At 28.0% G+C, this 17,247-nt stretch carries 15 protein-coding genes and 1 tRNA gene; all 16 read left to right on the top strand.

Annotated features, from left to right (window positions below; translation table 11 throughout):
• The first annotated feature begins 474 nt into the window (after positions 1 to 474).
• The 16 genes from ACYUE0_RS11175 (at position 475) to ACYUE0_RS11100 (ending at position 17,186) form a co-directional block, all read left to right on the top strand.
• Positions 475 to 1,161, top strand: coding sequence for a response regulator transcription factor (locus ACYUE0_RS11175; protein WP_199870397.1), 687 nt, complete (start codon positions 475 to 477; stop codon positions 1,159 to 1,161).
• Positions 1,161 to 2,588 (top strand): sensor histidine kinase, encoded by a 1,428-nt coding sequence (locus tag ACYUE0_RS11170; RefSeq protein ID WP_061996330.1) that lies wholly within the window; start codon positions 1,161 to 1,163, stop codon positions 2,586 to 2,588. The genes ACYUE0_RS11175 and ACYUE0_RS11170 overlap by 1 nt, the downstream gene beginning before the upstream one ends.
• Positions 2,589 to 2,612: 24 nt before the next feature.
• Positions 2,613 to 3,770: a S1C family serine protease gene (locus ACYUE0_RS11165; RefSeq protein ID WP_460270582.1), complete on the top strand. Its 1,158-nt coding sequence runs from the start codon at positions 2,613 to 2,615 to the stop codon at positions 3,768 to 3,770.
• A gap of 332 nt (positions 3,771 to 4,102) precedes the next feature.
• Positions 4,103 to 4,666: an aminoacyl-tRNA hydrolase gene (pth, locus tag ACYUE0_RS11160; protein ID WP_199870395.1), complete on the top strand. Its 564-nt coding sequence runs from the start codon at positions 4,103 to 4,105 to the stop codon at positions 4,664 to 4,666.
• Between the two features lie 332 nt (positions 4,667 to 4,998).
• Positions 4,999 to 8,523, top strand: coding sequence for a transcription-repair coupling factor (gene mfd, locus ACYUE0_RS11155; RefSeq protein ID WP_061996333.1), 3,525 nt, complete (start codon positions 4,999 to 5,001; stop codon positions 8,521 to 8,523).
• 177 nt (positions 8,524 to 8,700) lie between these two features.
• A complete protein-coding gene (locus tag ACYUE0_RS11150) occupies positions 8,701 to 9,756 on the top strand; it encodes a peptidylprolyl isomerase (protein ID WP_199870393.1) in 1,056 nt (351 codons plus the stop codon).
• Between the two features lie 148 nt (positions 9,757 to 9,904).
• Positions 9,905 to 10,456, top strand: a complete 552-nt coding sequence (spoVT, locus tag ACYUE0_RS11145; RefSeq protein ID WP_061996335.1) for a stage V sporulation protein T — start codon at positions 9,905 to 9,907, stop codon at positions 10,454 to 10,456.
• Between the two features lie 622 nt (positions 10,457 to 11,078).
• A complete protein-coding gene (locus tag ACYUE0_RS11140) occupies positions 11,079 to 12,614 on the top strand; it encodes a putative polysaccharide biosynthesis protein (protein WP_460270581.1) in 1,536 nt (511 codons plus the stop codon).
• Between the two features lie 89 nt (positions 12,615 to 12,703).
• On the top strand, positions 12,704 to 14,149 hold the full coding sequence (gene yabN / locus ACYUE0_RS11135; RefSeq protein WP_199870392.1) for a bifunctional methyltransferase/pyrophosphohydrolase YabN: 1,446 nt from the start codon (positions 12,704 to 12,706) through the stop codon (positions 14,147 to 14,149).
• A gap of 132 nt (positions 14,150 to 14,281) precedes the next feature.
• Entirely contained in the window at positions 14,282 to 14,557 is a 276-nt protein-coding gene (locus tag ACYUE0_RS11130) for an HU family DNA-binding protein (RefSeq protein ID WP_010297719.1), read from the top strand.
• 127 nt (positions 14,558 to 14,684) lie between these two features.
• Complete coding sequence (locus ACYUE0_RS11125; RefSeq protein WP_010297715.1) at positions 14,685 to 14,945, top strand: RNA-binding S4 domain-containing protein; 261 nt, start codon at positions 14,685 to 14,687, stop codon at positions 14,943 to 14,945.
• A gap of 90 nt (positions 14,946 to 15,035) precedes the next feature.
• Complete coding sequence (gene yabP / locus ACYUE0_RS11120) at positions 15,036 to 15,329, top strand: sporulation protein YabP (RefSeq protein ID WP_061996338.1); 294 nt, start codon at positions 15,036 to 15,038, stop codon at positions 15,327 to 15,329.
• Between the two features lie 5 nt (positions 15,330 to 15,334).
• Entirely contained in the window at positions 15,335 to 15,733 is a 399-nt protein-coding gene (yabQ, locus tag ACYUE0_RS11115) for a spore cortex biosynthesis protein YabQ (RefSeq protein WP_199870391.1), read from the top strand.
• A 136-nt stretch (positions 15,734 to 15,869) separates the two neighbouring features.
• Positions 15,870 to 16,151, top strand: coding sequence for an FtsB family cell division protein (locus ACYUE0_RS11110; protein ID WP_010297705.1), 282 nt, complete (start codon positions 15,870 to 15,872; stop codon positions 16,149 to 16,151).
• Positions 16,152 to 16,234: 83 nt separating this feature from the next.
• On the top strand, positions 16,235 to 16,642 hold the full coding sequence (locus ACYUE0_RS11105; RefSeq protein ID WP_061996340.1) for a S1 domain-containing RNA-binding protein: 408 nt from the start codon (positions 16,235 to 16,237) through the stop codon (positions 16,640 to 16,642).
• Positions 16,643 to 17,110: 468 nt separating this feature from the next.
• Positions 17,111 to 17,186: transfer RNA gene (locus tag ACYUE0_RS11100), tRNA-Met, on the top strand.
• The last annotated feature ends 61 nt before the right edge of the window (positions 17,187 to 17,247 follow it).

The raw sequence follows: 17,247 nt of genomic DNA, 5'->3' as shown, positions 1-17,247 counted from the left end.
TATATTATAATGGATACAAAGGTAGAGGCACAAATATCTAATAGAATTATCTTTTTGGTATTTTGTGCCTCTATTTTAAACAACAAAAAGTATATAATAATAAAAACAATTTACAGAAAAATCTAAAAATAACAGTTGAAATTATAAAATTATAGTTTAGATCATAAAAAAGATAAAATTATAACCAATAAATTATGTATTTTTTAAGTAATAAGCTTAATTTACGAACAATTTTTGAATATTTTGTAACAAATCTTAATTTTATAGCTTGTACCAAGTATAATAGGAATAGAGACTTAAAATATGTAATAAACCATATTATATTAAATAAGTACTTTTACTCAGAGATGATAGATTTTCTATATTCAATTTTAAAAATAAAATATAATTTTTAATTGGATTTTTATACAAGTAATAGAAAAAATAAGAATAAATAATGCGCATTTAAGTATGTTAGCTTAGGAGGTATGTGTGATGGAAGGCTCAATTGCAAAAGTGTTAGTAGTAGATGATGATAAAAACATCTGCGAGGTAATAAAAATGTATTTAGAGAGTGCAGGTTACTGTATAAAGACTGCACATGATGGTAAAGAAGCTCAGGAAAGTTTTTTAAATTTTAAACCGGATTTGGTAATATTAGATGTTATGTTACCGTACGTAGACGGAATGGATGTTTTAAAATGGATAAGAAAAGATAGTGAAACACCAGTTATAATGGTAACAGCTAAAGGGGAAACTTTTGATAAAGTTTTAGGCTTAGAACTTGGAGCAGATGACTATATAGTAAAACCATTTGAGCCTAAAGAATTAATAGCTAGAGTTAAGGCTGTTTTAAGAAGGTATACAATGGAATCAGAAAGTAAAGAAACAATAACATATGATAGTTTAATTGTAGATGCTAATTCCTATAGTGTTGTATATAAAAATGAAGAAGTTAAAATGCCACCTAAGGAATTTGAATTGCTTTACTATCTTGCAAGCAATAAAAATAGAGTGTTTACAAGAGAACAATTATTATGTGAAGTTTGGGGATATGACTACCCTGGAGACTCAAGAACAGTAGATGTTCACATTAAAAGACTAAGAGAAAAAATATCAGGTGGGGTTAACTGGCAAATAGAAACTGTTTGGGGTGTAGGATATAAATTTGAGGTGAAATAATGATAAAAAAAAACCTATTCTCCAAAATGGTATTTATATATACTGTTATAATATTTTTGAGCTTATCTTTAATAGCTACTGTTTTGTCGATTTGGTTTAATGATTATTATATACAAAGAAAACAGCAAGAAGTATTAGAACATATAAAAATAGTTGAAGATTTATCATTAAGTTATGTTGAGGGGAATGGAAATTTAAGCTATGAAGATTTAAATTCATCATTAGAGTTTATAGGTAAATATTTTTACGAAAATGTATATCTTATAGATAGGAATGGGTATATATTCGTCTCAACAGATGAAAAAGGTAAAGATTTAGTTGGAAAGCAAATATTTTCAGATACAGAAGTTATATTAAATGATTTTGGGGAAAAGAATACTCTAAAAGAAGTAAAAAAGGATAATCAACTATTTTCAAAAGGTGATTATGTTTTAATGAAAGATATAAAAGACAAAAATGATGATATATCATCATTTATACTTGTCGATATATCTATGGATTATCTAAAAGATTCTTTAAGTCACATATATAAAATAATTTGGTTATCAACAGGAATTGTTATGGTTTTATCGATAGTAATAATATATTTTTTCACTGATAAAATTGTAATTAAGCCATTACAAAATATGAGTGCCGTTGCAAGGAAAATTGCCAATGGGGATGTAGAAAAAAGAGTAGAGATAAATAGTAACGATGAAATTGGACAATTTGCAAAGGCTTTTAATTCTATGGCAGATTCCCTAGAAAAAGTTGATAGAAACAGAAGAGAGTTTATTTGTAATGTTTCACATGATATTAGGTCGCCAATTACATCTATAAACGGATTCATAAGGGGCATACTAGATGGAGTGGTTCCAAAAGAAAAGGAAAATCAGTATTTAACAATTGCTTATGAAGAAACTCAAAGACTGGCAAGGCTTGTAAATGACCTTTTAGATATGTCTGCTATAGAAGAAGGACGAATAAAGCTTGCGTTAAGAAAAATAGATATTAATGAAATAATAAGACTTAGTATATTAAAAAATGAAGGTAAAATAAAAGAGAAAAAAATAAGTGTCGATGTGATTTTTGAATCGGATGAACTTTTAGTTTACGGGGATCAAGATAGAATATTTCAAGTTATCTTAAATTTATTAGATAATGCAATAAAACATTCAAAAGAGGGTACTCATATAAATCTATCTTGTACAACTAAAAGCGGAAAAGCTTATATATCAATAGAAAATTCAGCAAGCCATATAGATGAAGAAGAACTTAAAAATATCTGGGAAAGATTCTATAAGGGGGACAAGTCAAGAACTAATAGAGTTAGTTCTGGTCTTGGATTATCTATTGTAAAGAAAATAATAAATATGTTAGATGAAGATGTTTGGGTAGAGAATACAGAAAATGGAGTAATGTTCACATTTACATTAACATTAGTTTAAATGGCTTAAAGGAGGTGGAGCTATATGGATAATAACAAATTGGGATTTGATTCACAGATATATACAAGTAGTGATATTAGATTTCAAAAGGCTAAAAATAGAAAAAAACATATATATAAAAAAATTACTAATATAATTATATATGTTTTGATAGCTTCACTTTCAGGAGCGATTACTTCGAAAATGGTATTTGACTATAAATTTGAAAATTTTATGAATGAAAACTCTTTAAATGAAGAGGCCCTTATATCATCGGATAAAAAACAGGCACTACAGGAACTTGCAGATATGCTAGAAAAATCTGTGGTTTCTATAAGTAAAGTGAGTAATGATGAAAACGCAGAAATAAATAGTGGTGCAGGAACAATTATAAGTTCCGATGGGTATATTGTTACAAATCAACACATAATAAACAAAGCAGATGATATAAAAGTAAAATTATATAATAATAAGATTTATTATGCTGATGTTATAGGTGTAGATGCTGTTTTAGATTTAGCTGTTATAAAGATATCAGCAGAGGGATTGACACCTATAGCCTTTGGAGATTTTTCAAAAGTAAATAATGGTGATGAGGTTATAGCAATAGGAAATCCTATTGCAACCTCTTTTAAAGGTAATTATTCCTTTGGTGATATTAAAAATGCTAATCAAAGAGTATCTGTTATGGATAGACAAACAAATAAACCTATAGGTTATACAGCTATAAAAAGCAGTGCTATAATTTCTGTAGAGGATAGTGGAGCTCCACTTTGCAATCTAAAAGGAGAACTTATAGGAATAAATAATAATCTTTTAAATTACTCAGAAAAAGGTACTAATGAGAGTTTAGCTATATCTATAAAAGAATCAAAGGCAATAATTGATGTGCTTATGAAAAAAGGAGATCCATTAAAATTAGGATTAGGTGTTAGCGGAGAAAAAGCTATTGCCAAAGACAAGGATGATGGAATTATGGGCATATATGTTAAAGATGTAATACAAGATAGTGATGCCTATAAAGTTGGTATAAGGCCTACAGATATTATTATGTCCATAAATAATTTTGAGTTAAAAGAAATTGAAGATTTGAATAGAAGTATAAAAAATTGCAAAGAAGGAGACATTGTAGTTTGTAAAGTATTTAAAAATGGTCAGTACGAACTTATAAATGTGAAATTAGGATATTATAGGATGATATAATAAGTACAGGGTTTGAAATATATTATATTATATTTATAAAGAGCGGCTATAGGCCGTTTTTTGTATTTAAATTAAAATCAATATTTTTGTGGTCTTTAATATTATTTTATAGGTTTTAGTGTGTATTGTTGTTTTTTTGTTATATAATATAACTTATGATAAAATAGGTTAAATTATATATATAGCAAGTTAAGAGTTAAAAGTTAAAATCTATAACTATTAGTTATGTTAATTTTAAAATTTCTTACTTGATAAATGAATAACTTTAGAATTTAATAAATGAGAATTAGTATAAAATATATAGATTAACGGCAGAAAAATTGGAGGTAAAAATGTATTTAGTAGTTGGACTTGGAAACCCAGGAGATAAGTATGATAAAACAAGACATAACGTAGGTTTTGATATTATAGATTTGTTTGCAAATGAGTATAATATTGATGTTAATAGGCAAAAATTTAAAGGTATGTATGGAGAGACAAATATAAATGGTGAGAAGGTAATTCTTTTAAAACCTCAGACATTTATGAACTTAAGTGGTGAAAGTGTTAGAGAGGTTTGTGATTTTTATAAAATACCAAATGATAATGTAATAGTAATTTATGATGATATAAGTTTAGAAGTTGGTAATATTAGAATAAGACCTAAGGGAAGTGCTGGTGGACACAACGGAATTAAAAATATAATAGCTCATTTAGGTACAGATATTTTTCCAAGAATAAAAATAGGTGTTGGAGGACCAGCAGGGGATTTAGTGAACCATGTATTAGGTAAGTTTTCAAAAGAAGAAAGAGAATTATTAGAAAAAACCTTTAAACCAGCAATAGATGCAGTAGAAACAATAATATCTCAAAATACTGCAGAGGCTATGAATAAATTTAATGGATTTAAGGCCTAGCCATTATTATAGGCCTATACTTAGGCATATTCAAAAGATAATAAGTTTGAACTATTGTTTATTTTACATAATACCTAATAGTTAAAAGTCATATATAGTGTACTATAAATGGCTTTAAGTTTGTTGTATTGAAGAATATATAGTTGAATTGTTATTTTTTTATATGCCTTATTTAAAATTTAAATAAGTGGTAATTTAATTAACAAAGGTTTTTATGAAAAAATATTAGCTTAGTTATTTAAAAGATTACTGTAAACATAATATAATTTAAAATTTTAGCCTAAAATTATATATAAGGCGAGGCTAAAGTTTTTAAAGTAGAGGTGATACTTTTGAGATTAAATGGAATTATGTCGCCATTAAGGAATAGTAAAGAATTTAAAGAAATATCAAAAAGCATAGAAAATAATAGATTTCCAATAGGAGTTTATGGACTTTCTGAATCTTCAAAAAGCTATTTGATAAACGCTGTATACGAAAATGTAAATGAAAAAATATTAATATTAACTCATAGTGATGTAGAAGCTAAAAATATCTATGAAGATTTAAATTTATATATAGATAAAGTTTTCTATTTTCCATCTAAAGAGGTTGTTTTTTATAATGCAGATGCTATATCTGGAGATGTTAGGTGGGAAAGACTTAAAATATTAAGTAATATAATAAAAAATAAATCCCAAGTAATTGTAGCACCTATAGACGCAATAATAGGTTTATACACTCCAGTAGATATGTTTAAAAAATATATCTTTTCACTAAGGGTTGGAAAAGTAGTTGATATGACTGAACTTACTGAAAAACTTATTCAATGTGGATATGAAAGATGTGATATGGTTGAGTCTAAAGGTCAATTTTCAATAAGGGGTGGTATATTAGACGTATTTCCACCAGTAGGGGCATACCCTTACAGGATAGAATGGTTTGATGATGAAATAGATTCTATAAGAACATTTAACGTTGATAGCCAAAGAAGTATTGAAAAAGTTAAAACTGTTAATATATTTCCAGCAAAAGAAATAATAACAGATGAAGAAAGTATAAAATTTGCATATGAGCAAATAGAAAAAGATTTTACGGAATCCATGAAAAACTTTGAGAAAAATAAGAATTTTGATGCTAGTGAGCGTTTAAATGCTATAATTTCTGGCAATTTAGAAGCATTAAAGGAGACATGGACTTTTGAAACTATAGATAGTTATACGCCGTATTTTTATAAAACAATGTCAACACTTTTAGATTACATTGGTAATTGCTTTATTTTAGTTGATGATGTTCAAAGATGTAATGGTAAATTGGAAAGTGTTTATTTTGAATTTGAGCAAAATTATGAAACTTTCTTAAAAAGAGGAAATATACTTCCAAAACAAGCACAACTTTTAATGTCTAAAGAAGAAGCAATAGATATATTAGAAAATGAAAAGGTTATAACATTAGATGCTATTGCTAAATCACATAAAATATTAAAACCAAGAACCATATCTTCTTTTTCTCAAATTACAATAAGTGATTATCATGGGCAATTAGATTTGCTTATAGATGATATTAGAGAAAAAAAGAAAAATGGTTATAGAATTTTAATATTATCAGGAACAAGAACAAGAGGAGAAAGACTGATTCAAACTCTTAGAGATAGAGAAATAGAAGCAGTTTACAAAGATATTGTAGATAATATAGAACTTGGTCAGGTTGTAGTGACTTTTGGAAATCTTTTAAAAGGGTTTGAATGTCCAGATTTAAAAGTTTGCGTTATATCTGATAAAGAAGTTTTTGGACAATCAAAAAGAAAATCATCTGTTAAACGTAAAAATGTTAAAGGTGCAAGTAAAATTAAAAGTTTTACAGAGCTTAAATTAGGTGATTATGTAGTACATGCAAATCATGGTGTAGGTGTATATAAGGGGATAAAGCAATTAGAAGTACAAGGGCATAAAAAGGACTTTTTAGAGCTTAGCTATAATAATGGAGATACCTTATATGTTCCAGCAGAGCAGTTAGATTTAGTTCAAAAATATATAGGTTCAGAGGGTAGTCCACCTAAGGTTAATAAATTAGGCGGTAGCGAATGGATAAAAGCTAAAACTAAAGTTAAGAAATCTATAGAAGATATAGCTGAAGATTTAGTTAAACTTTATGCTACAAGAGCACAAATAAAAGGTCATAAATTTGGAAAAGATACAGTTTGGCAAAAACAATTTGAAGATGAATTTCCATTCCAAGAAACGCCAGACCAGTTAACATCAATAGACGATATTAAAATGGATATGGAAAGCGATAAGCCAATGGATAGACTTTTATGTGGTGATGTTGGTTATGGTAAAACAGAAGTTGCGCTAAGAGCTGCATTTAAGTGTGTTATGGAAGGAAAACAAGTTGCATTTTTAGTGCCAACAACAATTCTTGCACAGCAACACTATAAAAACATGGTTAAAAGATTTTCAGATTTTCCTTTAAAAGTAGATATGGTAAGTAGATTTAGAACTTCAGGACAAATAAAGGAAACATTGAAAAAATTAAAAGAAGGTAATGTTGATATTTTAGTAGGTACACATAGATTGCTACAAAAGGATGTTCAATTTAAAGATTTAGGTCTTTTAGTAGTTGATGAGGAACAAAGATTTGGAGTTACTCATAAGGAGAAAATAAAAAATCTTAAAAAGAATGTAGAGGTATTAACACTATCAGCTACACCTATACCAAGAACTCTCCATATGTCCTTAACAGGAGTAAGGGATATAAGCGTAATAGAAACTCCACCAGAGGATAGATATCCAGTACAAACATATGTAGTAGAGTTTAATGAGCAGTTAATTAGAGATGCTATAATGAGAGAATTAAATAGAGATGGACAAATACTTTTTGTTTATAATCGAGTAGAAACAATAAAAGATATGGCAGCTTATCTGCAAAAATTAGTTCCAGAAGCTAGAATTGGAATAGGTCATGGTCAGATGACAGAAAAAGAACTAGAGAAAGTCATATTAGATTTTACTGATTATAAATATGATATGCTTGTTTGTACAACTATAATAGAAACAGGAATAGACATTCAAAATGCCAACACTATGATTATATATGATGCAGATAGAATGGGACTTTCTCAGCTTTATCAGTTAAGAGGAAGGGTTGGAAGAAGTAATAGAATAGCTTATGCTTACTTTACTTATACCAAAGATAAAGTCTTAACAGAAGTTGCAGAAAAGAGACTAAAAGCTATAAAAGATTTTACAGAGTTAGGGTCTGGATTTAAAATAGCCATGAGGGACTTAGAAATAAGAGGTGCTGGAAATATAATGGGTTCATCACAACATGGACATATGGCAGTAGTAGGTTATGATCTGTATTGTAGAATGCTTGAGGATTCTATAAAACTAATAAAAGGTGATATAGAAAACGAACCGATAGAAACTACTGTAGATTTAAAAATTGATGCATTTATACCATCTAACTATATAGTAGATGAAACACAAAAGATTGAAGTATACAAAAAAATTGCATCAATTGATAGTTATGACTATATGATGGAACTGCAAGAGGAAATAGAAGATAGGTTCTCTGACATACCACCAACAGTTTATAACTTAATGAATATAGCATATCTTAAATTTTTAGCTAAAGAAGTTGGAATAATTGAGATAAAAGAAATCAAAAAAGAGGTTGTACTAACTTTTGAAAATAAAAAATATTTAACTCAAAATATATTAAATGGTATTTTGGATAAATATATTAAGAAAATTAACTTCAAAATAGGTGAGACACCTGGTATGTCGTATAAAATAATAGAAGATAAAAAAGAAAAACTTCTAGATAACTTAATAGAACTTGTAAAATTTATGCAAAGTTTAAATGAAAAAAAATAGTAAAGCTACAAAACATAAAATTGTATAAATGGTAAATGTTTTAAAATATAAAGTTTTATGCTAAAATAAAATCAAATGTCACACATATGAAATAAAAATAAATTAAAATAATCAGAGGAATTTTATTTAAATAGATGTTTATATAATGACTAGATGATTTTGAATGGAGGATTAATTGTGAAAAGTGTTAAAAAAATAGTAGCTACATGCTTGATAGCTGCAATGACAACTTCTTTAGTAGGATGTAATTTAATAGAAAGAACTCCAGAAGGTGTTGCTAAGTCAACTGTTGCAAAAATTAATGGGGAGAAAATAAAAAGGTCCGAAGTAGATGCTAGAATGAAATCTATACAATCTCAAATAACTGCAGAAAAAGGTGAAGATTACCTAAAATCTGAAGAAGGAAAAACTCTTTTAACTCAATACAGAACTCAGATGTTAAACCAAATTGTAGGAGAAAAAATATTACAAAATAAGGCTACAGAACTAAAAGTTATGCCAACAGAAGAAGAATTTAAAACTGAAATAGATAAAGAATATAAAACTATAACTGATTCTTTTGATAGTGAAGATAAATTTAAAGCTGCTTTACAACAAACTGGAGAAACAGAAGAAAGTTTAAAAAATAATATAAGAAATAAATTGATATATGATAAAGTTCATGATGCGGTAGTTAAAGATGTTAAGGTAACTGATGAAGAAATTAAGGCTCATTATGATTCTAATATGGATAAATACACAGAGCAACCAAACAAAACTAATCTTAAACATATATTAGTTGGAACAGAAGAAGAAGCTAATGCTGTAATAGAGAGATTAAAAAAAGGTGAAGATTTTGATGCAGTAGGAGAAGATATTAAAGCCAAACAAGCAGAAAAAGATGCAGCAAAAACAGATGATAGTAAAAAAGAAGACGCACAAACTTCTGGTAATAGATTTGAAGATTTAGGTTGGGTTGAGTTTGAAAACTCTGGATTTGATGCTACGTTTATGCAATTTGCAAAACCATTAACAAAAGGAAATTACACTACAGCACCAGTTCATACTCAATGGGGATATCACATTATTAAATGTTATGACAAGCAAGAATATCCAGTAAAAGCATTTGATAAAGTAAAAGAAGAAATAAAAACAGAGCTTCAAAAACAAAAACAAGAAACTACTTGGAATGAAACAGCAGAAAAGTGGCAAAAAGAAGCTAATATAAAAACATATGAAAAAAATTTAAAATAGTATAAATAAAAAGAGGTTATAACTGTAGTTATAGCTTCTTTTTTTCATTTAAAATGAAATTTTTATAAATGTGTATAAAATTTCAAATTTAGAAGGATAATAATAGCATAATATAAAACAATTAACTTCAAAAGAGGAGGAATCATTGATGAAGGCAACAGGAATAGTAAGAAGAATAGATGATTTAGGTCGTGTAGTTATCCCTAAAGAAATAAGAAGAACTCTTAGAATAAGAGAAGGAGATCCATTAGAAATATTTACAGATAGAGAAGGTGGAGTTATATTAAAAAAATATTCTCCAATAGAAGAATTAAGTGAATTCTCAAAAGAATATGCAGAAGCACTTCAACAAACAATAGGTAATATAGTAATTGTTGCAGATAAGGACAGTATAATATCTGTAAGTGGATGTTCTAAAAAAGATTATATGGATAAGAAAGTTGCTAATGAAGTGGAAACATTAATGGAAGGTCGTAGAGCTATAATTTTAGGCGAAGGATCAGAAAAAGTTATACCACTATATGAAAACGAAGATGAAAATGTATATAAATCTCAAGTTATTAGCCCTATAATAGCAGAAGGCGACGCTATTGGAGCAGTAATAATAGTTTCTAAAGAGGAAAATGTAAAATTTGGAGATTTAGAGTTAAAATTAGCTGAAACAGCATCCGCCTTCTTAGGAAAACAAATGGAACAATAATGGCATTTATATGCCATTATTTTTTTGCCTTCCAACTACATCTATTACTATTGACTAAAAATTACTGTATTAAACATATAAGTTAAATAAAACAAAAAAAATACATTAATATTTCACTTAAAGTAATAAACACACTGAATAGTAAATAAATTAAAAATAAGGACAACCTTATTGCTTGTATAGAAATATAGGGTTCCAAATCAAATCTTAAACTTATTCATTTATCAAATGAGAAAATTCAAATTAATATTTTATCAATAACTAACAGATTATTTTAGTTAAAAGTTAAGAGTGAATAGTGAACAGTTGAAGTTATTACTACTCACTTCGTTCCTAGTAATTCTGAACGTACTTTTTATAAATTTGCAAAGCAAATTATATTGATAGATTTTTTAAAATCATTTTCAGAAAGTGGTTGTCACTTTCATCCTAAATTCTTAATTCATAATTCATAATTCTTAACTAAATATATTTGCACTTATTTTTCTCAACTGATAACAAAAATTTGATGAATAAACTTAAAATGCTAGTCTGTGAAAATTTGAAAGAAATTCTAATAAGATTAAAGTTTGAAATCGGCTAATTTAGAGTAATAGTTAATATTAATTTCGGGGGGGATATTATGAAGAAACAATCATTGGTAAAGGGTACTGTAATACTAGGATTTGCAAGTATATTTGCAAGGTTTTTAGGGCTGTTTTTTAGAATACCTATTCAAGGATTAATAGGTGATGAAGGTATGGGTTACTACCAAATGTCATATCCTTTATATATGACATTTGTAGCTTTAGCATCAGGTATACCAATAGCTATGTCTAAAATTATAGCTGAAATTAATGCGAAAAATGATTATGAAGGAACTAAAAGAATTTTAAAAGATACACTAATGTTCATGATTCCAATAGGAATAGTTGCTTCAGCTATTATGTTTAGCTTTGCAAAACCAATAATAACAGGGCTAAAATGGCATCAAAATTCATATATAGCTTTTCTTGCAATATCAATAGCACCAATATTTGTTTGTATTATGTGTACATTTAGAGGATTTTTTCAAGGAATGCAGAATATGACATATACAGGTATATCTCAAATAGTTGAACAGTTAGGAAGAGTTATAGGAGGAGTTTTATTTGCCTATTTATTATTACCTAAAGGAATAGCTTTTGCAGCCGGTGGTGCAGCACTAGGAACGGTAATTGGAGGGATTTTAGGTAGTATATATTTGGTTATTGCATATATAAGACAAAGACCTATAAAAAGAGTAAATAAAAATTTTAAAACTAAAAGTATGATAAGTGAAATTGCAAAGGCTGCATTACCTATTTCTATAGGTGCAGCAGTAGGTACTGTTATGTCACTTATTGATTCAATAATAGTTCCTGAGCGTTTATTAGTAGCAGGTTTTACTTTAGAAGAAAGTGCAATCCTTTATGGCCAAATGACAGGGAAAGCATTAACACTATCTAACGTACCGCTAGCTCTATCAATGGCATTATGTGCAACTTTGGTACCTATAATATCAGAGGCATATTCAACAGGAAGAAGATTTGAGCTAGAACGTAGAGTGGAAATGTCCTTTAAACTTTCCTTTGTAATAGCACTTCCTTGTACTGTTGGGTTATATACACTAGCAGCGCCTATAATGCATTTAATATTTTTAAAGGATGTTGCAGGATATAATATTCTTAAATTTGTATCACTAACGATTCCTTTTGTAATAATAACTCAAACAACAACAGCGCTATTGCAAAGCGTAGGAGCCTATTTAAGACCAGTATATAATTTAGCTATAGGATGTATAATTAAAGTGGCAATTAGCTATATGCTAGTTTCTATAACTGTTTTAAACATATATGGTGCAGTAATAGGAACAATGGTTGGCTATATAATCACAGTTGTATTAAATATGATTCAAATTAGAAAAATTTTTAATACAAAAATAGATTTAGTGGAAACTTTGTTAAAACCAGCAATTGGTACATTGCTTATGGCTTTTTCAGTTGTTTTTGTCTATAATACTGTCTATAAGTATACAATAAGTAATACAATAGCATGTTTATTTTCTATTTTTGCAGGAGTAATAATATATTTAGTGGCAATTATAACATTAAAAGTGTTTGAAATTGAAGATATTAAAGGCAAATTTATAAAAAGTTAGGTATATGAAAAGAAATAATAAACTAAAGATTCAAAGCATATTTGGTCTATTATTTATTTGAGTATGACTTAGACAGGAGCGTGAAACAATTGATAAAAATAGTAGGATTAGGACCAGGAGCGAAAGAAGCGCTTACCATTGGAACGCTAGAGCTTTTAAAAGATAGTGAAAATGTATTTTTTAGAACAGAAAAACACCCTAATGTAGAATATTTAAAATCATTAGGTGTAAATTTTAATAGCTATGATAGTGCATATGAAAACAGTGAAAGTTTTGATGAGGTTTACAAATCTATAGCTGATGACATAATAAATAAACATAATAGTTTAAAAGATATAGTTTATGCAGTACCAGGGCATCCATTAGTTGCAGAGAACTCTGTAACATTACTAATAGAAAAATGTGAAGAATTAAAGATAGACTATGAGATATTACCAGCAGTTAGTTTTGTTGATGCTGTTATGGAAAGTTTAAAATTAGATCCTATAAATGGAATAAAAATAATAGACGCATTTGATATAAAAAATCAAATTTTAGATAAAAGAGTAGGACTTATAATAACACAGGTATATAATAAATTTATAGCATCAGAAACAAAGCTTGCATTGCTAGAATACTACAAGGATGAAACAGAAATATATTTTGTAAGAGCAGCTGGAGTTAAAGGCTTAGAAAGCATAAGAAAGATAAAGTTATATGAGCTTGATAGACAGGAAGATATAGATTATTTAACATCAATTTATATACCTAAAAAACTAGATGAAGTAAAAGATTTTTATGATTTATTAAACATAATGGATACCCTAAGAAGCGAAGATGGATGTCCATGGGATTTAGAGCAAAATCATAAATCGTTAAAAAGATGCTTAATAGAAGAAACTTATGAAGTTATAGAAGCTATAGATGAAGAGGATGATATAAAACTTACAGAAGAACTTGGTGATGTATTACTCCAGGTAGTATTCCATAGCCAAATCGGAAAAGAAGATGGTTATTTTAACATAAATGATGTTATTGAAAGTATTTGTAATAAAATGATAAATAGACATCCACATATATTCAGTAATGTAAATGTTAAAAATAGTGAAGAAGTTTTAAAAAATTGGGATGAAATAAAAAAAGAAGAGAAGAAGTATAAAAGCTACACTGATGAACTTATAAGCGTACCTAAGGTTTTACCAGCACTTTTAAGAGCTGATAAAGTTCAATGCAAGGCTGCAAAAGTAGGTTTTGATTGGGCAGATGTAAAACCGGCTATGGATAAGGTAATTGAAGAGTTAAATGAAGTAAAAGATGTATATAATGGCGAAAATAGGTCAAGAATACTAGAAGAAGTAGGTGATTTAATATTTGCTGCGGTAAATGTTGCTAGACTTCTTGACATAGACCCAGAAATTGCATTAAATTATACTATAGATAAATTTATAAATCGCTTTAAGTTTATAGAAGAGTGTGCAATAAAAAAAGGTTTAGATCTTTTAGATATGACTCTTGAAGAAATGGATGAGTTGTGGGAAGAAGCTAAACGTATGTAAATATTAAATACTTTTACAATAAATAAAAAAGCAGAAATTATTTGCAAAACATGTTTATAATATGCTATCTTATATTCAACGATAAATGAAGTTTTGAATGAAGAAGCGTTTTAATATTAAGGAGGTACAATCGTGAACAAATTAGAATTAGTTACAAATATGGCAGAAAAATCAGGTTTAACAAAGAAGGATGCAGAGACTGCTTTAAAAGCATTCATAGAGAGTGTTGAAGAGGCATTATCAAAGGGAGAAAAGGTTCAATTAGTAGGATTCGGAACTTTCGAAACTAGAGAAAGAGCAGCTAGAAAAGGAAGAAACCCAAGAACTAAAGAAGAAATAGATATACCAGCATCAAAAGCACCAGTATTTAAAGCTGGAAAAGAATTTAAAGATATAGTAAATAAATAATTTATTATAAATTTAAAAGAAAAAACCTGGATTTAGTTCTAGGTTTTTTTTATATATAAAAGCAATTATAATAAATATAGAATTTAATCATAATATTATATATAAAATAAATTTTGAGGTGGGAAGAATGAGATTAGATAAATATTTAAAAGTTTCTAGAATAATAAAAAGAAGAACAGTTGCAAAAGAAGTTTGTGAAAATCAAAGAGTTTTAATAAATGGAAAAGTAGCAAAGCCAGGAACAGTAGTTAAAGAAGGAGATATAATCGAAATACAGTTTGCAACACAAGTGTTAAAAGCAAGAATTATAAACATAGCAAGTCATGTTACAAAAGAAGATGCTAAAAATATGTATGAAATTATATCTGGTGAAGAAGACAAAGAGTAGTAAATTATATTAAAAAATTATATTTGTTTGCATATATTTTGAATGAATACAATATTTATTAATAGGGAGTAAGTATTCAGGGAGGATTATATGGAAAATAAAAATAATAAAATTGAAGATAAAAAAAGTTACTTAACCTTAGACTCACGAAAAAGAATGACCATAGATGGTGTTGAAGAAATTATAAGTTTTGATGAAGATCAAATACTTTTAAACACTGTTTTGGGTGCTATGGACATAAGAGGTGAAAATTTAAAAATGAATAAACTAGACGTGCAAAATGGAGATGTTATGATTAGTGGCAAAATAACATATATTGTATATACCAGCGATGAAAAAAAACCAAGAAAGGGAAAAGGGGCTTTATCAAAGCTTTTTAGGTAGCACTTATGTTATTTACAATGGAGAGACAAGTATCACTCTTAATTTTTAGCATTTTAAGTGGTATGCTAATAGGAGTACTTTTCGATATTTATAGAATAATTCGTGGATTTGAAGATGTTGGTAAAATAATAACGACTATTCAGGATGTGTTATTTTGGATAGCTACAGGATCTATAGTGTTCTTATTTATGATGTACACTAATTATGCATATATGGATTTTAATATTTTTATATATATTGCACTAGGTTTATTTGTTTATATAAAATTTATTAGTAGAACGTTTATAGACATGTTAAGACAGGTGATGTGTGGAATATCAACGTTTATAAGAAGAATTTTTTACATTTTGTCTTATCCTGTAAGAATTTGTTTGAATAGAGTAAAAGGAAAAATAAAAAATTAACATAAAACATCTTGAACAAATGAACAATACAAATTAAAATATACTTATATGTTAATGATAAGTATATTTTAATTTTTTATAATTGCAAATATATTCTTAGTACTTATTTTTTATTTGTCTATGGGTGGTGAGTATTGTGTTTAAAAATAAAAAATGTAAATATATAATTTTAGGATGTTTAGGTATATATATATCTTACGTTTTAATTCAACAACAGGTTATAATGCATAGACAGAATAAAGAACTAACAAACTACACTGTGGAACATGACAGATTAAAAAAAGAAAATAAAAAATTGCAGGATGAAGTTGAGCTATCCAAAACAGATAAGTATATTGAAAAATTGGCTAGAGAAAAACTAGGACTTATTAAAGACGGTGAGACTCCTGTAATAGACAACAGTGTAAGTGAAAAATAGACTTTATGTTGTTTATAGCGTAATATACTGTAGATGACATAATATATAAATTAAAACATTATTTAAGGAGGAGTCTTTTTAATATGACCTTAAAGGCTGGAAGTATAGTAGAAGGTAAAGTAGTGAACATAACTAATTTTGGTGCTTTTGTTGAAGTGGAAGGAAAAACAGGTCTTGTCCACATTTCGGAAGTATCAGATGTATTTGTAAAGGATGTTAGAGAACATCTAAAAGAAAATGATGTTGTTAAAGTGAAAGTAATTTCAGTTGACGACAATGGAAAGATGAGTTTATCTATAAAGCAAGCGGGAGTACCTAAAAAAACTTGCAAACCTATGGAAATAGATTGGGATAAGGAAAAATCGAAAAGCGGATCTTCTTCATTTGAGGATAGAATGTCTAAATTTCTAAAGGACAGTGAAGAAAGATTTCAAGATTTAAAAAGAAGCCAAGATAATAAAGGTCGTGGCTACAATAAAAAAAGTTATTAATATAAAATAAAAGAGTGTTAATCACTCTTTTTTTTAACTGATAGTTTAAATTTTGAATTTTTGCATATTATAAGTATATAATTTCTAATTATGTATTAGGGTTTAAAATAAGAATGTTAAAAAATATAAAATGCAAATTTGGCTTTGAAACCTATAAGATTCATAGTGAAAATGAATAAAATTATATAAAGTAATTCAGAAAAAAATAAGTTTAAAAATTCTGACAAAAAACCAAAGTTTACTAAACGTTGAAAATACTAGCTCTAAAGGAAATTTGCATGTTATAAAAAAACTGTTGACAATAGTTTGATATTACACTATAATAAATATTGTCGTCAGGCAGTGATGACAAAAAATGCAACAAAGCAACAAAATGTTTGAGTGTTGGAACAGGCAAGTGTACAGAATTTAACGTTCTAAGGTGGTTAAACACCGTACTGGTTTGATTTCAGTCTTAAGCACCAATGTCGCGGGGTGGAGCAGCTGGTAGCTCGTCGGGCTCATAACCCGAAGGTCACAGGTTCAAGTCCTGTCCCCGCAACCAACATGGCGGAATAGCTCAGCTGGCTAGAGCATTCGGTTCATACCCGAAGTGTCGTAGGTTC

This window comes from Clostridium sp. CTA-19 (assembly GCF_054767855.1).
Note: the sequence above shows the minus strand (reverse complement) of the source record. Positions and strands in the feature narration are given on the sequence as shown.